The following is a 20,461-nucleotide window of genomic DNA, read 5'->3' on the forward strand; positions in this document are numbered from 1 at the left end:
AAAGGTTTTATAGATAGAATAGCGAAGGTGTTTTTTTTACAAAAGACACCTTCGCTATTCTAGTTATAACCATAATTCCTGCGTTTGAACCCAACTTTTACCAAACGAAATCGAAGAGCTACCAAGCCCAAGCCTGTGGCTGCTAAACTTATGATGGCAATATCCAAAATAGAAGATGTGCTGCGCAAAAGAAAACAAGTGCTAAGCTTCTACGGAAGCAAGCCTCTTAAATATTTTTATCAGCGATGCACTTGCCAGAGGGAGTACCTTGCGAACACTAAATTTAATCGATGATAATATATTATAGGGGAAATCTCTGTTGCTATTTTTGAAAAATGGCAAATGGAACGCTTCGATAATTGCCCAAACAAATCATCACACAGACGAGGTCTAGGCCAATACATCTTATTACTCCTACACTGCTAAAAGCAATTCTATTCTTAAACGGTAATGCGTCAAAAAAAATATCCTTACCTGTTTCTTACGAGCAGATAAGGATACTACCAAGTCTATGTTCGATTCTAATTTACTTGCTTCAAGAAGTCATATTCTTGGAATAAGAACAATTTTGAGGCACATATAAATATGACGTTACTCAGCAATACAGCGAATAGGCAAGCTAAAAGCCCTGACACTAAAGTTGGCGGTATGATTTAACATATAAATTGTTCCTACGTCTGCTCTAAATCGACTACCTCGAACAGTACTGTTAGATAAACTAGACCATAACCAAGCTATACTACCTCGGCCATCCGTCCCGAAGTTTCCAAAAGGTGCATTCGCTCCCGTCGCAGATAGTACTCCCTGAGCTGGTATAGTTAACTTTACAGATGCGTTACGTTTACTGGTTAATACTTTAGCAGAGTTGAAAGTCCCACCACCACTAAAAGGCCCTGAATTTGACGGATTTGTATTTTGAATAAGAGTTTCAAACTCTAGACGAGATGGCATTCTATAGTTTGCTGGACAAGGGTCTATTGTGGATTTTATTGGTGCTTGTTCTGTACCAAAGTTCCATGTATTGGCCGCAGGACCATTACCATTTCGGAATGGATTTGCACGATTTGCTTGTGGACCACCAGACCTTACAGCAGTTCCCCATTGATAAAAATCACCATGCCGTGTTACTGTCATCGGTGCATCCGGATCTAAACTAGTATCGACGCCCAAATTATGTCGTGCCCAAATTTGCCCGTTAATACGTGCTGCAGGCAGACCGCCATGAGTTATCAACTCGTCTGTAGGTGTAATACGTAATGTCAAGTTGTATTTCACCCCAGGTGAGACAGTAAGGTTGCTAAACGGTGTCATATTGGTCATCGTTAATGACCCGATAGTAAGTGATGCGATCACGTAATTGGTCAATACATTTTCGTCTGCATTAATGATCGTTGCGTAGCTTGCAATTGTAGTTCCACTGCTAAAAGATCTGGTCACACTTGAACGTGCGGTCTGCGCTCCTCTTACGATTAGCCCTGTCTCAAGGCTAACGATTGCTGTAGTACTGTGCGGACCGAATGATGCAGTTATGTTCGTCACGTTGTAACCTGTTTGAGTAGCATCTATAATTGTTGTTATTTGACTAAACTGATGCTTCAACACAATATCAAGCCTATTTGTAGAGCCACCTACTAAGGTCACATCTCGTCTGAAGTACATAAAATCTTGATTGCCTGCAACCGTCAGTTCTGATGTCAAAAGTGTTTGCAATCCGCCAATAAATGTAGGACCTGGCAATGCAGCACTCGAATTGACCGAGTATACGATAAAAGTATAGGTTTGACCTCCATCCAAATTCATCGGAGGAGCGGATCCTTCCGACCCACGTATGTATTCTTGCTGTCTCACGAATGCACCTGTATTGTCGTACACCACCACTCGGTAGCGTATTCCACCATCGAGATCGTCGGTCTCTATCGCAGCTTTATATCCTCCTCCAGCAGAATTAGCTTGCGGGGTTTCCCGTGGTTCATCAGGCGCCAATTCGGCAATCAATAGCATATCATTTCCAATATCTAAAGTACTCCTCAAAATCTGGGGTTCGTAGTCATTTGTGAGATAGGGCGTAGCTGCACGATTGAAATTTTTGATTGCTTTATATTCACTGTGACTGATCGCAAATTCCATCTTAGCTATCTTCCCATCGCCTGAACTTGCAACATCTGAGGATTTACTGCAGGAGTTAAATAATGCTATCAAACACAAGCCGGTGACTACGATACGATTAAGGTTTAGCGTTTTCATAAGAATAAATATGTGTTATTAGGTCAATTTTCTACAACTTAATTATCATGGTAAATTGCGCGCTTGATCATTCCTGGTGTCCCCACTCAGGCTACACATCTTTACTTGCATCAACCGCCGCCACTATATCACAGCTCATCGCTACAGGATATATTAGAAATCTACTTTCAGTATTAATCGTGACAACTCACACGCCGGCTTAGGCATGATAAAAATGTGGTTCTCCATATTGCAAACGTTGCATTGCTTAATACGCATTGCGTATTTACCGAAACAAATATATACTCATATAAGAGAAAAAATAAGGTGATATATTAATTATGTAGCCATTGCGCCACGTAATTTATAACTGGTTGTTACTTCACATTAAACTACTGTTTAATATTTATCACTCTGCTATGCATCGGAAATTCACACCACGATCGTTTGATCCTCCATTTCCGAAATAACGGTTACCGGAAGCCGGAAATGTGAGTTGTACATTTACGTATCTTGGGCTACGTAGTACTTTTGGCGACGTGATGAGATACGCATTATTGAACGTTCCCACAACGCTAGCTACCGCATACTCTAACAATGCCGTTTGCTCAAGTGTAGTGGGAATACGGAAAGGCGATGGCCAAGGATCAAATTCCGTCTCAACAAGTAAATTTACCGAGCCACTATTACATCTGTTTAAAGTAAGATCTTTTCTATCATTCGTGTAGCTGGATTTTTCCTAATCCTTGCGAAGTAAGACTAATTACTTCTCTGTTCTTTGTAGCGGATGTACATGATTACCAAAAAGAATGGTGTAGCAATACCTGCTAAAAACTTCACTAATGCTGCAAATTTCTCATTTGTAGACTGGTCGGACACATAAAGTAATGCTATACTAAATATAGAAAGCGCAACAATTGAGATTATCACAGCTTGTCGGAATAGCGGATGTTTTTTCATTATTCAAATATAACTCTTTCACTATAAACACCTCTCCCCCTAAACCATCTACATCTTCAAGCAATTTACTTTCCTCACACGATAAACAAAGTGAGGCTATTCTTTCTCAATCCCCTGTGTCGGATGCAGATTTTAATACCAAAAGTCCCATCTGCTTTTTTGTGGTGACCAAACACCTTTGCGCTAACTGTTGCCATAATTTTACAATTGCCCCGCAAACGGACTGTAACCTATTTGTAATACGCTAAAGATATTTCGCGTAAGTCAATTATTCATGATATATCTCACTTAAATCTACTACTTACTTCTCTCCCCTCGAAGTTCGCGAATTTGCGATTGCAAGTCTATTACGTATAGCGTCAGTTCCTCAATCTTTTTTAACAGATCAATCTGAAAAGACCCAACTTCCAAATCTCGCTGTAGCATCTCTTTTGCCGATGGTATTTCCGGAAGATGCTTGTTTGTTTTTATGAATAAAGATAATGAATCTAACGATGTTAACTCATAATCTGGCTCAAAAACCTAGTCGGCAGTTTTTTTGCGTATTTACCAAAATTTCATGAGCGCGAAGTTTGCCAACAATGTAGAGACGGTGTTCTGGAGTTTTTGTTCCAAAACCGATCCTATCTTCCGAAAAGGATCGAAATGAACGTTGCGGAACCTCACCGAAATTCGCGCTAACAGCGCTTATATTCAATCCATTTTTATTGTTTCGGCTACACGACCATGGATTATTAAACCCTTAACTTTTACTACAAAATTATTACCTGTCGATACTAAGTGGTGAATAGGAATTTGAAATGTACCATTATTAAACTCTCCTATCCGCCATTGTATCACTAAAGCCACTCTAGCTGCAACAATTTCGCTACCATGATCAATGAATCCATTCACCCCATTTGAAACTATTTCAAAGCGTTTAGTGAGAACACCTCTATTGGACTGAAATTTAAACCCACCAGTTATTTCTATTTCAATGGTTCCCCCATATCGGTATTGCAGTCGGAAATCGTAAATAGCTAACTCGATTCGCCTGACCATTCGGAAACAAAATATGAAATGGTAGCCTTACCTGTTTTTGAAGCCTTACCCTTTTTCAAACAGTGAATAGGTATAATTACTCGCTTTAAGTAATCAAAGATTTGTTCAAATATAACCACGGACTTAGTCCGTTTAAAGATTTATAAGGATGATTACTGTTGTAATCAATCTGCCATTCGTAAGAAATAGCATTGACTTCAGGTAGTGATCCGAACAAGTAAGCGTCCAAGACGTCCTCTCTAAACGTCCGGTTTAGTCTTTCAATGTATGCATTCTGTGAAGGCTTACCAGGCTGTATATATTGTAGCTCAATGTCATTTTTACTACAGAACTCAATGAATACCTTCGACACAAACTCTGGTCCGTTATCTGTTCGTATACGTTTGGGTTTAGGTCTAGAGAATATCAATTCTTTCAACTTTTGCACGAGTTTGACACCTGGAATCGAAAAGAAAGCTTCATTTATCAGAGATTCTCTGTTATAATCATCCATCACATTTAGTACTCGAAACCTCCGACCGTTAGAAAGCGAATCGCTCATAACCACGAAGTAGCAGCGAAGCTAACTCGATTGACCACGTTCTATTGATTCCTTCCGGAACGATTAGTTTCTCTTTGATTCTGGACGGAATACGACGCTTACGCTTACTACGAAGCTTCAGATTGATCCTTCTGTAGACTCTTAGAACCCGCTTTCTGTTCCACACCAAACCCTCCATTCTAATTTTTCCATAATAGGTTTCAAAGCCTCTTGTTGGATAGTTGCCCGCCAAATACATGAGTTTGGTAATCACCTCCTCATCGTCTTTAGTATGGGTATAATAGTACATACTACGGCGCATGCAGACAATTTTAAAAGCTCTATGAACACTGATCCCTTCCTCAGCAACCACACCACTCACCAGCTCTTTACGTTCACAAAGCTTTAAAGCTTTTTTTCAATAATGTCTTTTAGAATTCGATGATCAAGGCTTAAATCAGCGAACATGCGCTTTAGACGTGAGTTTTCATCCTGTAGAGCCTTCAACTCTTTAAGATGCTGCGCATCCATACCTCCGTACTTCTATTTCCACTGATAAAAGGTTGGTGCTGATATGCCGTGTTCTCGACAGATATCTCGCGTGGCTTTACCCGATTCATATTCTTTAAGAATATTGACGATCTGATGCTCTGAAAATTTGCTCTTTTTCATAATGTCTAACAAACTAAATTTAATATTTCTATTTTGCTTGAAAAACAGGTAAGGCTACCATTCTGATTATGATTTGTTTTTTTGAGACTCAAATATAGATGTTCGCGCTATAAAATCTAGAGATTAGAAAGTTTTTAATTTGAATATCAGAAAATGACCAACCTATTGTAGGGCGAGGCGTCAACTTGAACGGAATCAGCATATCCAAACTTATCAGCTTTATGGGTATTATTGTATCCAATTATCATCAACCACGAATATAAGTTCCGATCTCAAATACGTTACTTTTTCACCATCCAAATTAAAAAAAGCTGAAAGTGGATCTTTAGTTGTAGGAAAGTAAATCAATCCTTGTTTTTTAGCTGCTTTTATCCTCAATCTATTAGTGCACGTAAAGTAACGAGTGTAATTGTCAATTTTTATATTCTTATGCACATCCTTAAGAAAAATACCTGCGTCTCCAATAAATGCGAAAGTTTTTGAACCACAGCTTGCAATGCCAATTATTTTTTTCTCGAAGGAAACAAGTGTTTCAATAAAATCATACTTATCGAATACAGCCATCTTTATTTGATCGCGATCCTCACTGTAATTGATTATAATGAAATCCCCTTTGGGAATTTCATTAATTAACTCAATCTCTTCTAGAAGCAAACTCATAATAGGATTGTCTAGTTCAAATTCTTTGAAAGCCTTAGGCAACTCTTGACCATTAACTAAGCATGGAATTAAAATTAATTTAATTAAAAATAGCAATTGCTTAGATAAGCTCCGACTTCTAATGTATTTTCTGACCGTCATATCGTATATATTCCTGGGTTCTAACTTGATAAACCTTAAATATTGCATTTGGAAAATACTCCAATGCAAAATCTGCCATTTTGCGATCAGAATTTTTCATGGCATGTTCCTGCATCCTGAAACCAGAGGGGCCTTTTTCAGTCCAACCAGGGTGACTATGTATATTTTTGCGCAATGAAAGTTTAGCCTTGAAGACTTTTTCCATTATATGTGATGCCACTCGTTCGGTTTTAAACCTCATTCAAAGTTGAAATAATATTTGAATTTTCACTATACTTTAAATTTATCCATTGACTTTAAATCTTTTAGATATCAACGCTAACAATTGAGTTTTAATTTATTTCATTCTTAGGCTTTAAAATGGCTTATTCAAATATTTTCCGTAATCCAGCCATTGCTCCTCAAGAAAATTTAATTGTCCATCATTTTCTAGGCAAAATCTTAAAAGTAAAGGCTCATAGGGTACAGAATAGTCAATCTCCTGTACCCCAAAGTCAATTTTTTTATATCTGCTGGTCTCTTTAAATACTCCCATCTGATCGAATACGATAATATCGATGTGTTCTATTTTTAAAAAACCGCATGACTTAATAGGACTAAACTCTTTCGAATGCAATTCAAAGAACTTAGGGTCTATAATTGAAAAGTCAAAAAATATGCTATCATTTCTATTCTGAATTTTTAAAATGCTTATATCCTCGAATCCCAAGTCACCAAAACCGTATTCTTCTTTAAGCTCACTAACTACTTTTCCAATGTAGGATGTGTCACATAGATATTCAAGTTCAGGCAGCTCCTTTATAACGGGCTGGTTTGGACTTTCAACCTTCGAATCCCTATTTTCATTGAGACAGCCAATTAATGCTATAGATAAAATAAGTACAAAAAGCTTCATCGTATTAAGTTCTCTCGTGAATTGTAGTGAAAATAGATACCTCCAGATTTGACATGATATATTGATAACGGTATCCTTGGATTGATAGCTTCTATCTGTTTCGCAAACTCCATATCTGATTTAGAGCTTCCCAAACGTGTAGAATTCGGATGACTATGTATTTGTCCCAATATTGCACCTTTCATTGTTAAGAAATTTTGTGAATTCATAAAAAATCCGTTTTCTAAAAGACTAAGTGAGATTGTCGCACTTGCAAGCTCTTTACCTCTATGATGCGATGTTGATATGATGCTTCCGTTTGCCATATCAATTTTTCCCCATTCCACTTTAGTTTTGCTCGCTAGAAACTCAAACAAATCTTTAGCCCCCCTTTTATTATTAACCTGCATTATTGAATAAACATCAGCCGGATGATCACTTTTCTTGGGAGATGCTCCTGAGTGTTCTCTTAATATATTTTTCTGAACTTTCATAGATTCATTAGTTTCATTAACATTCTCATCCAGAGCAATAAGTCTATCAAAATTGTCCGAAGTAGTTCGCACGTGGTTTATTCTTCCGTTTTTATCCACGGTATAGTCATCATCATTATCATCTCTAGCCTCTCTGCTTGCCATATATTGTTCGTACAAGGTCATCGTACTAACTCCCAAAGCCGAAGTAATAAATTCCTGTGCACGACGACCATCTGGATCTATGAATCGAATCGGATTGTCGAATGCATAATTATAGGGACTATGTCTACGCATTTGTTCTGCCAAAGGATCCACCACATTCCAACGCCCTATCTCCGCATCATAAAGTCTTGCTCCATAATCATACTGACCACCAAGCTCGCCCTGGATTTCCTTGCCATTATAAAGATACTTATTGATACCTGCGGTTACAAGCGCCTTAGCTTTGCCGAACGGATAGTAATCGTGCTTCTGAATAACCGCGGCAGTAGTTGCCGTATTGCGCTTTAAAGTCGCACGCACATTACCCAGATGATCCGTAAGATTGTAATGATAGGTATATGCATTATCGTTATCGTTCTTCTGTAGATAGCCGTTCTCTGTATGGATCATTTCAATAGCTGGGCTCTCATTACCAATTTTATTATACTCTATCCCTGCAATATAGTCGCGTTGCGAGGAATTGTTACCTACTGTAGCTGCTTTTCGTAATTTGATCCCCTGGACATCATAGAAGTAGTTTACATTTGTACCCGTTTTACTTGCGGTACTGGGTAGATTGAGCTGATTATAGGTAAAACTCATTCCTGTCCGGTCGGTCAGTGCATTACCATTAGAATCGTAGGTGTAAGTACCTACCAATCAGCCGGTTACAGACTGTAAGCGGTTACCTGAATAGCTATAACTTATAGCTGTGCCATTGTCACGCTTTAGCGAAGCAATATTCCCCATCTTATCGTAGCTAAGTTCTTCGCGCATACTGGTGGCGACTCCATCGGTCAAACGGTTAAGCCTATCGTACGTATAGGAAAATCGCTGATAAGCTTCTGAGCCTTGTCGCCATTCCTGCTCTGCTATATTGCCGCCATACTGTCGGGCTGATGTGCCCGAAACTACATTATAGGCCAATTTTTGAGAAAAGAATGGGTTGCTCATTTCGGTCAGCCAACCCCGTTCATTGTAAGATTGGGTAGTGGTTGTCAAAAAGTTTCCACCACCATTCTCACTATGTAATGATTGTTGTCTTAATTGGCCAATTTCATTGTAAACTTGTCGGGATAGAATCACTTCTGTCTGCAAATTGATACGATGTCGCGTCTCTTTTGGTCTGCCCATATGATCGTAAGTATATTTCATTGCAATACTGGTAGCAGAACCTACTTTTGGGCTATGAGAGCGTGTGCTAGAGGTTAACTCTCCCGAAAAATTGTACGCATTAGTGAGGTCATCGAAACCTTCGAGTAGATTCTGCGCATACGTTCTCACCACACGACCTTCGTTATCATAATAATTTACTGTCCACAGATGAATAAGTGGGGAATTATTACCAATTACAGCGACCTTACTAGCGACTAGTAGTCCGATTCGCTTGGTTGTATAGCTTGTGGACTCATTATGCGGCAAGCCGGGTATACTTCCATAACTATCATAATAATTTGTGCTCAAAACTGTACCCAATGCGGTAGTCGGCCAAGCGCGATTGGTGTAGCCATTGGCTGTCGTTGTTGACCGCGCTTCCCACAGGTTGCCTGCGGTTTGAGTATTTGCGGCGTTTCTTACCTGATCAAGCGTTGATGTGTTTATCCATAAACCTTGTAAAATTGGACGGCCATGCGCATCGTATTTGTTGATAGTCCACTCATTACGGCCTCGCTGATTAGCATCTTGCACAGCGACCACCTGATCTAATTTGTTATACACGATATATTCGATGCCTTTACCAGGGAGCTGTTTCTGCACTAGACGATTTCGCTCATCGTAGCGGTATTGGTAAACATACGATGTGTACTGAGCTGCCGTAGGCAGATTCCCACTGTCTGGATTATAATCGCCAGTACGACCTGGGGGCAGTACATAGGTCAAATTTCCCAGATCATCATACACATAATAGGTGCTAAGAATCTCCTGCGTATTGCCATTAAGGTTAAATGTACGCGTCAGCACGATGTTACCTGATTTGTCCTTGTAATCTTCTACGGTATTCAGCCGATTATTAAAACCCGATGCCGATTCCCAATTCTCATTCCTAAGCAAGGTCACCTTTAAACTTCCTGCAGTATAAAAGCCATTGGCTGTCAATGTCGGCACACCAGCAGCATCTAAGTTTACGCCATAATGTACCACATTGCGCGTTGTTGCCGTATTGGAGAGCGATTCAGTGTTGTTGGTAAGGTATTCCAATTTATGCGTACGCCCAGAACTGGTAGTTCTACTTGCAGCAGGTTGCCAGACTGCTCCTGCAAAACCTTGTTCCAAGATTCTGCTAATCGGAGAAGCTTCAAGTACCTCTCGCTCGACGGCAAAGGAAGTACTTACCTGGCCAGCCGGGGGTGTGCTTTCATAATACGTTTTTTGAGCAGCAATAGCATCTGCTTTAAATCCTCCGCCCACTAGGGCATTGGTGGAGTAAGCAAGATACTTTCGATCTCCTCGTCCGTAGGAATCATATCCAATTGGCGTCACGATATCGCTAAAAGATGGAGAAGCTTTTACATTGACTTGTTGAATAGGGCGGCCTAAACCATCCAGGTACTCTATAGCTTGCCTTGCATCTCCCGTAGTAAGCGTGGTTGGTCTAGTAGAAAAAGGATTTAGGTATTTCGTCGTCAACACATAATTTTGTGTTAGTGTTGGAGCTGTCCCTAAGGTGACGTTGCTATTGATAAAAATGCGCAAATTGCTCCCTGATGGCACTACAAAACCAGGCTTCAGCGTGACGCTTTCTGTCGCAGAAATAGTTTCCTGTCCGGCATAAGACGTAAAAACCGGATTCGGATTAATTTGAGCACGAGCAGGGTTAATTTTTCCTAGAAAAGCCAAACCTAGCACTACGGAATAGCATAAATTTCTGGTTATACGTTTCATATTAAAGGCTGACTATTGGTTACGGTAATGATATTGATACTCTTCGATTAGTTTCCCATCTTGATCCCAAACTGCTTTTAAGCGATTGTGTTCATCATATTCGTACGATATTCGCCGACCGGCAGGATCTGTTTGTGTAGTCATCCCTTGCAATGTATGGTGCGTAAAGCTGATCAATTGGGCTTCGGCAGGCATTCCAGTCCTAAGAGGCTGGATAAATGCTGCGATCTCTGCATCTGTTGGCGATTTCTTATTTCGGAATACATCAATAGCAGCTGGGCCACCTAATAACGTTTGTATTTGACTATACTCTAGGTTACTTACTTGTGCGATCAATCTCGTACCACCATAACTCCAAATGTAATTAACTTTTGGACCCAAAACTTGCTGCGCGGAAAGTGGTGCCCCATACTGATCATATTGCAAGTAAACGATCCTGTCTTCCTCCGCCATTTCTCTCTTTTGGGTCTTGACACTATCAGGTGCGAAAAAATTATTATGCCATTTCAAATACCTAGTTGTTTTTTTTATCAGTTGAGTGCTTCCAATAGATATTTTCTCCTCAATAATAGGGCTAATTATATTTTTACCGAGCATTTCCTGATAGGTACCCGCATCGACATGATTCGCTGTAAAATCATGAGGATATTTAAATTGGCTTTTATATACTCGGCCACGGCTATCGGTCGTGGTAGTTTCCTTGAGTTGGTAATAATTGGAATCATAAATGTAGTTGGTGGTGGTAACCGCCGATGTGCCTCCCGATACCAATTCGGCATCCACACTTTTCGTTAAATAAGCCCTGCCATTCATCGGCGATATATCTTTCATGACAAACCAATGAGGTTGCCCTGAAGGGTCAATGGACGGATTCGATGATGCACCATACCAAGCAAACTTTACTGGAGCAAAAATGACTGATCTAAATCTTTCCACACGTTGCGTATTCGTCGCATACGTGTTACTATTTAAGCCGTAGGTATTTTCAAGTTTTCTTATCAAGACATTATTACTGTCGTAGATTTCTTCTTTTAATAGTTTGCCGTAATAGTAACTCGCTACCTGAGGTTCGATGAATGGAAAAGTTTCGGATATATAGGGTTGGGATTCAGCAAAACTTGTAAATGTCCTAACTGATTTGCCCAAATTACCTTCCAAACCAATTGTCCGTTCCGTAACTCTTCTATACACTTCTGGACTTCCGTTGACAAAGACCGCATTGTGAATAGCGCCCGTGGTTCTTATGAGATAATTGGTATTACTAGGTGAAATAAAATAACTATCTTGCAATGCCATATTAGGAACACTCCTTGCTTCGTAGGCAACCAAATAACTGTATACAGGCCTTATTCCCAAGGTACCTGAGGGTGTTACACCATCTTTTAGTAAATAGTCATATTCTCTAACTTTTACTGGCGTGCTGCTAATACCATCGTAATCGGACAGTTTTTTCACTCTTAGTCCTCCTATATAAGGTTGTACATGCCGTAATACGGTGTCGTAACTGGTTCCAGGATTTATCTCTCGCCTCGTTATCTGCGCATAATCATGATAATCAGTATGGTTTATCAAAGAAATACGAAAATGGTAATTACCGTTCTTAACTAAATTGTTCACACTAAACTGCGCCTGTATCGCACCATAGTTTGATGTAAAATTGATGGTCCTAGTGAATATCATTTGATTCGATTTATTATATAAATCGAATTTCATAGCAGCAGAGGCTCTTCCATCGTACTGCAAATCTGCCGTAAACCAAGTGGTAGTATTACTTTCTCCCTGAAACAAAAATGGTAAAGAAGTGTATTGCTGGCTGCCATCGACAGCAACACTCTCGAATTTGTCAGTATATGGTGGAAGTTGTATGGTTACCGGTAGATTTTGATCTAACCATTGGTCTTTTGCTTGATTCGCTTCCAATTCAAATACAGTATATCCGCCTGTAGGATAGGTGATACGCTCTAAACTAGCCGCTTTAACACGTAGATAATCCGTATCTCGATTGCCGCCCAACAATTTTTTATACGGCGGAAAGTCGCCGCCGGGCATTCTAAAATATTCTAATGGAAAGAGTGTCGCCTGATGATTTTCGTTCGCATACCCCCAATGATCTATTTGATTACTTAATCTCGCTGGCAATGCCGTGGAAGAATATTGAAATGTATAGGGTTTTAATAGTGTCTCATCCTGCGCTGGTACTCCATGATTTTACCATCCTGCTCGCTGCTGCCGTCCATATAGAGCAATATACAGCGGTTGGCATTATCCTCATACAGTTTCTCCCATGTCGTACAGCCGCTGAAGCAGACCGGCCCTTCCACGTTCAGCGTCACCGTTTTAAGGTTGCCCTTATTGTCCTTCAATGTTACGGTTTTGCTGATCCGCCGCTTGCTCTGCAATTCTCTTAGTGGATACAGCACCGATTCCGCTCCGTCAAGGTCTTCGATCAATAGCAGTTTGTGCTTCAGTTCTTCTCGTCCAAAGTAATAGAAGGCATTGCTCGACAACGTGGTTATTTCCAGTTTGTCCTCCTCCGGCATCAGTTCGCTCACCTTTTCCTGCAGCCATGTCTTGCCCGTGCCGCTCGCACCCAGACACATCAGGTGCAGCGGCACATGACGTTTTCGGCTCGTATAGGTCAGGTAGGCGATCAGGGCATGGTTTCCTCACCGATCACGCCGCTCTGTGCAATAGCCTCTTCTGTCCGCTGGATCAGGTGAACTTCAATGCTTCTTTGCGCTCGCTCTCGGTAAGTTCCCTTTTTTCTGCCTGCTTGGGCTTCATCTCTTCCAACCGCTCACTGCGGTAACTTTCAAGGGCGGTGGTCAGGTTTCCGATCAGTGCCGCCATCTCGGATTCCGTTCGGTCCAGTACCTCCGATGCACGCTCGGCCAGCTGGCCGCACTGGATGCCATTGTACAGGTCAAGGTTATGACGGTACGTTTTCTCCGTTTTGCCTGTTAGGGTAAGTTTCAGCGCCACGCGCAGGCGGTCAAGCCCTGTCAGCTTGATACCGCCCAGTACCGTGACATGAAAGCCGGATTCCGTGAACAGCAGCAGTTCGGGGTTGTCCGTGATCAGTTTACCCATTGCCTCTTGTGATGATGAGCCTGTCCTTGCTGACCGTGATATCCAGCTTCTGTCCGCCGGTAAAGCCCATTTCTTCCAGCCATACAACTGATAGCCGGAGTTCGGGAACGACCCTGCCGTCCCCATAGCGGTAACGCTTTTGTAGCGTTGTCTTTCTCTTCTGTGATGATGCAATATATTTTTTATTTTTCTTTTTTAACACCTATATATCACAAATCTAAAAGATATATCACAAAAAAGACTTATTTTATTTTGATAGGATATTTATATCATTAATTTTTGTATTAATGCCGAGGATATGGCATTTTAATGACTGATAGGTATGACTCTTGAACAAAGATTGATAACATTGAGAAAGGCTAAGAAGCTCTCGCAGGGCGATCTGGGCAAGAAAGTGGGAACTTCCGGTGATATCATCGGCCGGTATGAAAGGGACGAGGTTACGCCCTCTGTGGAAGTAGCCTCTAAACTGGCTGATGTACTCGATGTGTCGCTGGACTATCTTTCGGGAAAGACGGATACACTATTGGATTCTGCTACGCTCGGCAGGATCATGGAGATATCCGTGATGCCCGAAGACGACCAGAAACAGGTATTTCTTGGGCTTGATGCACTTATAAGGGATTATAAGGCCAGAAAAGCTTATGCGCAATAAATAACAAAGGCCGATCAAATAACCGGGCTTCGCTATCAAGCATATATTATATTCGCCTATAACGAAAGCAGCTTCAATCGACCAACTATCAGTAAACTTACGCAGCTAGCTAGTATATATGGCAAACAAATAGCAACAAATAACTCTGATTTAAGGTGTACATCTATATAGACCTGCCACAACCCCTTTTCATTTTCTTTTAGGAAGTATATGATAATGGGAACAAGCAGATAAACTATAACAGTTGTTACACCCAAACCAAGTAAAAGGGCTTGCTGCCTTAGAAGACTCAGAACAATTAGTCCAATCGAAGAAAAAAGAACTGCTAAACAGATGATCCTGACAACTATTGAGATCATAATCATTCCTCTTGGATTACCCTGAACAAGATTGATGATGATATTAAAAAAAAGATCAACAACGATCAATAGACACGTATATATTAATAAGCTCTTTGCCATCCTGCTTTTTTGTAAGTTTGTTGGAGTTTATAAAAATTTGTTACCTTTCCTGCTCCATGGTTATATCGATCTTGCGCCTTCAACAGATTGCCCTCAAAGCGTAGTGCACCAGTAACACCAGGCCCATAAATTGACTGACCTTTAGACATTTTGCTAAGAACACTTATCGTCGATGCAGACTGTTGTTCGTAAAGAGGCTGAACGACATTAAACTGCTCATTCCTTAAAGTTGCGGCATCCCAAGCTTCAGCTGTTGCACCTTTCATAACAGGACCATTATAAAGATCTCTAAGATTATCAAAGACATCATTGAATATGGCTTTATTGCCCGCATTTGCAAAACTCACAACATCATCACCAGCCCACCAAGCAATTAACGGATTATCCATATTCGACATCTGACCAGCAACAATATTAGCAGCCCCAGGCCAATTATTATCAAATCCTTTCGCATCAATCTTATCGGCAAACCAACCATAGAAATCTCTTCGTTGGCTGATAGTCGAGTACTCATTATAACCATCACCTTTTTGTAGATTGACCTCGTTAGCCTTACCCCAAACTGAGGTTCTCTTTTCTCGATCGGATTTCAACCAATGTCCATCACTTCCATCTAATTTACCATTGGGATTGTCAGCATAGTAGGCATCCTCATCATCATACTCCCTGAAGTACCTTCCATCAGGATCGATAAAACGTATAGGGTTATTAGCAGTATAAGTATATGGAGAATAGGAATAATAGGTTTCCGCCAGCGGATCCACGACGTTCCACCTCCCTATCTCGGCGTCATAGAACCTTGCGCCGTAGTCGTACTGGAAACATTCCAGCTATTCCCATTGTTCATTATTCTATTGCTATCCAATTTTTAGAAGACACTACAAATTCCTGCTCTTTATGCTTGATATCTCTATAAAATAAATGCAATCTTATCTTTTTATCATTCTTATTTATCTGAAATAGATCAGGCATACCACCAATTACAAAAGATTCTTCACAAAAAGCTTTGAGTTCTAATGTTATAGAATCGACCTCAAAACAATTAGTAAAGATAGACCTACCATCAACCAACAACCCAGAAGAATAAACCTTGAATTCATGATTTTCGTTTTCAATTACTATTTGACTATGAGTAAATTGAGCAAGGTTTGGTTTAGATTTAAATAAGTTTGTAGATTCTCTATAATATGGACAACCAGCACTAAATAAAGCGCCATCAAAATTCAAGACTCTGTCATGATTTGCCTCTAAAGTTATTTTATAACTATTATTTTTTAACTTTCCTACTTTAGAAACCTGCATCTGTATATCGACCAGAATTACATCTTCTTTCTTCTCTTCATGAAAACATGCTAATTGAAGAAACGTAAGAAAAAATAAGAAAAGATACCTAATGTCTTTTTTCATAAGTATTTACAGATTTTTTAAAACTTGATGTGGTTTTATTCCAAGAAGGCACCGATCTTTGATAGCCTATAGCGTCCCTTTCGAGCGTATTCACATCTGATCTCCTCATAAGCCCTTGCCGAAATTCAGACATCTGCCAGAGATGTCGCTTTTCGTGAGCTATTGTATTCCTTGTATTATAAGGGTTAGTAAAAATGCTACCTCTCATTTGGGGATCAACTTCGATATTGAAACTTGTCTCAAAAATACTAGCTGCTCCCGAAACATATCCATCGGCGTTCATTTGAAATCCAATAACGCCTAGACTACCACTTTTTCTTTGATTTGATATAAAAGATACGGTAGTTTCTGTGGTCTTCATTTCTAAGAAAACGTTTAAGCCACCTTCTGCATGATGCCATTGAGATTTTACGTAATCTAGCAATTGTTCCTCACTGGCTACCCACTGGTAATCCTTGGATAACTGTGTTGAATTATTCTTGAGATCAGCCAAGTTATTTATCTTACCAGCATTATCATTCACTAAAAACAAGTTCCCGTCATCTTTGCCATCATCATACACTACATCCCCTTTCTTATTTACACCAATGTTATCTTTTTCAAAAAAATCTTCAGGCCTCATCCCATCCGGATCTATAAATCTTATAGGATTGCCAAACGCATAATTGTACGGAGAATGCCTTCTCATCTGTACCGACAGCGGATCCACCACATTCCACCTGCCTATCTCCGCATCATAGAACCTAGCGCCGTAATCGTATTTGCTAATCCTTACACCAACATGTATCACTACGTATATCGACCCCTATCTTTTTTAAATCCCTTTCAGAAGCTTTTACTAGGCTATCCAACAGATTTTGATAGTCATATTTTACCCCATGTTCCTGTTTAAAATTCTCAATATCATCCAATTTTTCAAATAATTTATAATGATCATTATAATCTATAAATAGAGAAACGCATTTTTCAGTAGGCTTTAAATGTATAATCGTGTCTTTTCCGTTAATATCAATTGCTAATTTATTTGGCTCTCCGATAGAAAAATCAAGACACTTTAGTAACAAACTTTTATCAATATAACTATCCTGATCAAAAAGGGTGTCTACGAAAGTGTTGCCATCAAAGCTAATTGAAAGATGTTGATTTGATGAAAAAAACATCCCAGATGGATTGTAAAAAACTGAAACTTTAGTTATTTCATCTCCATTTTTCAACCCACAGGAGAGACATAAACAGAGTAAAAATACAATAGCCAAATAAAAAATTATATTAAATAAGTTTTTCATAGAATACAAAGATTTAGTTATTAAGAATCGGTCTAGGTATACGACGCCACATCTGTAAATAGGGTGCCTCATTAGTAGAAACGCTCCTTACAGAAGGATTTCTAAGCATCTGAAAGTTTTGAGATCGATAAGTGGGACTACCTCCTTTTAATCCATTTGAGAAACCAGATCTTGCATAACCAAAAATATCTACTAATTGCGCTCTGGAAAAATTTGCTCCTGATCCGGTATACGACATGGGATTACTACTATCATTTTTATCTGGATGCCTTAAACCAAGATTATGCCCCACTTCGTGAAATGCAGTCTGCATTATGCCTCCTCGTCCATTCTTACCTCCCACATCCGCAAGACCTCCTGCTACCCCACCTCCCAATTTCGGATCAGCATCTCCTAAAACTTTATCTACAGTGACAACCAGATGATCACTGCCTTTAACATCTTCCATAGAAGATGCAGCACTGAAATTAGCATTTATACCATATATATGGGTTGTTGTTCCCCCTAACTTATTCTCTATCGAAAGTGACTGTTTCTGTGAATTTAATCGCCTATTAAGATTTGAAGCTAAACCTGAGGCACTACCAGTACCATTATGGAGTTTTAAAACTTTACCTTCTATATGGGTTGTATGATAAATTGTGATATTATTTCCATTTCTAATCTCTCTAGTTGTTGTCCAAGTTGAATCTCCATTAATGTCAATGTTGATAATAGGGTTTAGTTCTCCATATTGATAGGGAGATAAACTTGAATATTTCTCAGCAAACCTGTCCACGACGTTCCATCTACCGATCTCCGCATCATAGAACCTAGCGCCGTAATCATATTGATCTCCAAGCTCGCCCTGGATTTCCTTGCCATTGTAAAGATACTTATTTATACCTCCGTTGACAAGCGCTTTGGCTTTGCCAAACGGATAATAGTCGTGCTTCTGGATGACGGTTGAGGTTGAACCATTCTCGGCCACTTGTACCGTAGCACGTACATTGCCTAGGTGATCTAGTTGGTTATAGTGGTAGCTGTAAGTGTTATTCTGCGCATTGCGCTGCAAATAGCCTTCCTCGGTGTGGATCATCTCGATCGCACTAGCTCCGGTACCGGTTTTGCTGTATTCAATACCAGCGATATAGTCTTGCTGGCTTTGGGTGCCATTGACCGTAGCTGACTTGCGTAGCTTGCTGCCCATCGCATCGTACAGATAGCTCACGCTATTACCCGCTTTGTTTGCCGTGCGCGGTAGGTTGAGGTGGTTGTAATTGAACGCCATCCCCAGACGATCTGTCTTGGCATTCCCGTTGTTGTCATAGGTATAGCTACCGCTTAATCCACCGGACAGGCTACTTAACTGGTTGCCGCTGTAAGTGTAGCTAATGGTGGTAACATTGTCTCGTTTTAGGGTTTTGATATTGCCCATGTCGTCATAGGTGAATACTTCGCTCATTACTGTCCCGGTGCTTGTTCCACTAGTCAGCCGGTTGAGTTTGTCATATTGATAAACAAAACGGTTTGGTGTACTGCTGGTACCATGCCCCCATAGCTGCTCCCTATTTTCTAAAACGAAAACGATGTCTTCGAAATCGTGGCTCATTCGGCCATCTCCACCTCCTCGTCCTTTGAAGGCCTCCAACTTTGTTGCGAGAAAATATGGTCCTGTAAGAATACGGATAACCTGCCCGTCGTCAAGTGTGTAATTTTCGGCATGCTCGTAACCTTTCGGGTACCATTTATTTTTAAAACCGATAGACGAATCGTCAGTAGGCATAATGTCAACGACAACACCTTAAACCTTGAACCGACAATTTACTCCAGATTCTATATCGTTTGTAAAACCGATCTCTCTCAAACGTTCTTCCAACTGCTGTCGCTGTCTGTAGTTAAGTATCTCGACAATCACATCAATATCATCAGTCGGCCTTATCTCAAGTACAGGACGATCGGCATAAAGAGATACCGTTGATCCACCTACAAAAACTACTTTGTGACATAGCCTTGTAAAGCATTGTTCACAGCCTTGATCCTTACAATATTAATATGATTTGACATAGCCTAATAGTTCTTTTATTTCTTTCTCTGCAACAGCTTTTTCACGAATTTTGCCCACTCTAATTACGTCTAATAATGCCAGCAACTTATAAAGTTCTTGGTCTCCCTCTATAGCTTTGACCTGATTGGCATAGAATGGTTCTATAGCCTGACCTAATACTGATCCAGAAGAGAGTGGCCAGACATAAGCTTGGTTACTACTAATAAATGACTTCAGAAAAGGATGCGAATGAGCAGTAGGCACACCTCTCGTAAGGACTCCTGGGTGTGCAGGAAATACATATTTCATTCCGTATATAAAAAAATCAAACAAATTTCCGCGATTGATATTACGCTTTCCAAAATCAATTAAACCAGCATACACGCTTCTCTCCAATGACTCCGATATTTCAGAATTACTTATTTGCAGTGAATGTGCCAAATCTTTGAATTGCCAACTTTCATCTTTTATAGTCAATATCTTAGATAGAATAACTATATCTTGTGGCCTCATACCATTATGTCTGCGTTTCATATATTAAAAGTAACACAAAAGCTTTTATTTTGCAATTCGCAAATCGCAAATTGCAAAATATGATTTTTAATTTGGTTAGTAATGTTCTCCCTATTATACAGGGCATACCGACATATACGCAAAAATCACCTTGAATTAATCCCGAAAACAAGAATTTTTAAATTACATCTTAGTACACAATATATTTTTTAGCATTTTTGATAAAAATCAAGGGCTATGTATAACTTAATCCAAACTATTCTTAGATTTATTTTAGCATCCAGTTTATTTATCCTAGGTGGCTGCGAAAAAAACAATAACGGTATCGATGATACTACTGAAGTAAAAGTTGCACGTTTAAAACATATAACT

At 39.9% G+C, this 20,461-nt stretch carries 23 protein-coding genes; 1 reads left to right on the plus strand and 22 read right to left on the minus strand.

Annotated elements, in window-relative coordinates; genetic code table 11:
- Positions 1-591 precede the first annotated feature (591 nt).
- From A0125_RS04215 to A0125_RS04280, 16 genes are all read right to left on the minus strand, one after another.
- Positions 592-2,244, minus strand: coding sequence for an FISUMP domain-containing protein (locus tag A0125_RS04215; protein WP_066752472.1), 1,653 nt, complete (start codon positions 2,242-2,244; stop codon positions 592-594).
- Between the two features lie 388 nt (positions 2,245-2,632).
- Positions 2,633-2,821, minus strand: a complete 189-nt coding sequence (locus A0125_RS15795; protein ID WP_197464775.1) for a hypothetical protein — start codon at positions 2,819-2,821, stop codon at positions 2,633-2,635.
- 161 nt (positions 2,822-2,982) lie between these two features.
- On the minus strand, positions 2,983-3,183 hold the full coding sequence (locus A0125_RS04220) for a hypothetical protein (RefSeq protein ID WP_066752483.1): 201 nt from the start codon (positions 3,181-3,183) through the stop codon (positions 2,983-2,985).
- Between the two features lie 693 nt (positions 3,184-3,876).
- Positions 3,877-4,224, minus strand: coding sequence for a hypothetical protein (locus A0125_RS04225; RefSeq protein WP_066752486.1), 348 nt, complete (start codon positions 4,222-4,224; stop codon positions 3,877-3,879).
- An 85-nt stretch (positions 4,225-4,309) separates the two neighbouring features.
- On the minus strand, positions 4,310-4,765 hold the full coding sequence (locus A0125_RS15325; protein WP_082784882.1) for an integrase core domain-containing protein: 456 nt from the start codon (positions 4,763-4,765) through the stop codon (positions 4,310-4,312).
- Positions 4,746-5,066, minus strand: a complete 321-nt coding sequence (locus A0125_RS15330) for a hypothetical protein (protein ID WP_156472402.1) — start codon at positions 5,064-5,066, stop codon at positions 4,746-4,748. Before A0125_RS15330 ends, A0125_RS15325 begins: the two co-directional genes overlap by 20 nt.
- A gap of 221 nt (positions 5,067-5,287) precedes the next feature.
- Positions 5,288-5,416, minus strand: a complete 129-nt coding sequence (locus tag A0125_RS15515; RefSeq protein WP_156472403.1) for a transposase — start codon at positions 5,414-5,416, stop codon at positions 5,288-5,290.
- A 228-nt stretch (positions 5,417-5,644) separates the two neighbouring features.
- Positions 5,645-6,217, minus strand: coding sequence for a hypothetical protein (locus tag A0125_RS04240; protein ID WP_066752497.1), 573 nt, complete (start codon positions 6,215-6,217; stop codon positions 5,645-5,647).
- Entirely contained in the window at positions 6,195-6,422 is a 228-nt protein-coding gene (locus tag A0125_RS15800) for a hypothetical protein (protein WP_197464776.1), read from the minus strand. Before A0125_RS15800 ends, A0125_RS04240 begins: the two co-directional genes overlap by 23 nt.
- 150 nt (positions 6,423-6,572) lie before the next feature.
- On the minus strand, positions 6,573-7,112 hold the full coding sequence (locus A0125_RS04250; protein WP_066752503.1) for a hypothetical protein: 540 nt from the start codon (positions 7,110-7,112) through the stop codon (positions 6,573-6,575).
- The gene (locus A0125_RS04255; RefSeq protein WP_156472404.1) at positions 7,109-8,371 is read right to left on the minus strand and encodes an RHS repeat-associated core domain-containing protein; all 1,263 of its coding nucleotides are present in this window, start codon (positions 8,369-8,371) and stop codon (positions 7,109-7,111) included. Before A0125_RS04255 ends, A0125_RS04250 begins: the two co-directional genes overlap by 4 nt.
- A gap of 57 nt (positions 8,372-8,428) precedes the next feature.
- Positions 8,429-10,651, minus strand: coding sequence for a DUF6443 domain-containing protein (locus A0125_RS04260; RefSeq protein WP_066752514.1), 2,223 nt, complete (start codon positions 10,649-10,651; stop codon positions 8,429-8,431).
- Between the two features lie 12 nt (positions 10,652-10,663).
- A complete protein-coding gene (locus A0125_RS04265; RefSeq protein WP_156472405.1) occupies positions 10,664-12,790 on the minus strand; it encodes an RHS repeat domain-containing protein in 2,127 nt (708 codons plus the stop codon).
- A 32-nt stretch (positions 12,791-12,822) separates the two neighbouring features.
- Positions 12,823-13,266 (minus strand): hypothetical protein, encoded by a 444-nt coding sequence (locus A0125_RS04270; protein ID WP_156472406.1) that lies wholly within the window; start codon positions 13,264-13,266, stop codon positions 12,823-12,825.
- 97 nt (positions 13,267-13,363) lie between these two features.
- Positions 13,364-13,741: a hypothetical protein gene (locus tag A0125_RS04275; RefSeq protein WP_066752531.1), complete on the minus strand. Its 378-nt coding sequence runs from the start codon at positions 13,739-13,741 to the stop codon at positions 13,364-13,366.
- Complete coding sequence (locus A0125_RS04280; protein ID WP_066752534.1) at positions 13,734-13,943, minus strand: SymE family type I addiction module toxin; 210 nt, start codon at positions 13,941-13,943, stop codon at positions 13,734-13,736. Before A0125_RS04280 ends, A0125_RS04275 begins: the two co-directional genes overlap by 8 nt.
- A gap of 120 nt (positions 13,944-14,063) precedes the next feature.
- Here A0125_RS04280 and A0125_RS04285 point away from each other — a divergent pair, with 120 nt between their 5' ends.
- Positions 14,064-14,396, plus strand: coding sequence for a helix-turn-helix domain-containing protein (locus tag A0125_RS04285; protein ID WP_066752537.1), 333 nt, complete (start codon positions 14,064-14,066; stop codon positions 14,394-14,396).
- Positions 14,397-14,838: 442 nt separating this feature from the next.
- On the opposite strand, the gene A0125_RS04295 is transcribed toward A0125_RS04285, so the two are convergent.
- The 6 genes from A0125_RS04295 to A0125_RS04320 form a co-directional block, all read right to left on the minus strand.
- The gene (locus tag A0125_RS04295) at positions 14,839-15,687 is read right to left on the minus strand and encodes an RHS repeat-associated core domain-containing protein (RefSeq protein WP_082784884.1); all 849 of its coding nucleotides are present in this window, start codon (positions 15,685-15,687) and stop codon (positions 14,839-14,841) included.
- A 16-nt stretch (positions 15,688-15,703) separates the two neighbouring features.
- A complete protein-coding gene (locus tag A0125_RS04300) occupies positions 15,704-16,264 on the minus strand; it encodes a hypothetical protein (RefSeq protein WP_066752544.1) in 561 nt (186 codons plus the stop codon).
- Positions 16,248-17,054 (minus strand): RHS repeat domain-containing protein, encoded by an 807-nt coding sequence (locus A0125_RS04305; protein ID WP_066752546.1) that lies wholly within the window; start codon positions 17,052-17,054, stop codon positions 16,248-16,250. The genes A0125_RS04300 and A0125_RS04305 overlap by 17 nt, the downstream gene beginning before the upstream one ends.
- Positions 17,029-17,550 carry a hypothetical protein gene (locus A0125_RS04310; protein WP_066752549.1) on the minus strand — a complete coding sequence of 174 codons (522 nt, stop codon included), beginning with the start codon at positions 17,548-17,550 and terminating at the stop codon, positions 17,029-17,031. The genes A0125_RS04305 and A0125_RS04310 overlap by 26 nt, the downstream gene beginning before the upstream one ends.
- A gap of 13 nt (positions 17,551-17,563) precedes the next feature.
- A complete protein-coding gene (locus A0125_RS04315; protein WP_066752552.1) occupies positions 17,564-19,315 on the minus strand; it encodes an RHS repeat-associated core domain-containing protein in 1,752 nt (583 codons plus the stop codon).
- A 264-nt stretch (positions 19,316-19,579) separates the two neighbouring features.
- Positions 19,580-20,089: a hypothetical protein gene (locus tag A0125_RS04320; protein ID WP_231863116.1), complete on the minus strand. Its 510-nt coding sequence runs from the start codon at positions 20,087-20,089 to the stop codon at positions 19,580-19,582.
- Positions 20,090-20,461 lie beyond the last annotated feature (372 nt).

The organism is Sphingobacterium populi (assembly GCF_001586775.1).
Taxonomy (GTDB): domain Bacteria; phylum Bacteroidota; class Bacteroidia; order Sphingobacteriales; family Sphingobacteriaceae; genus Sphingobacterium; species Sphingobacterium populi.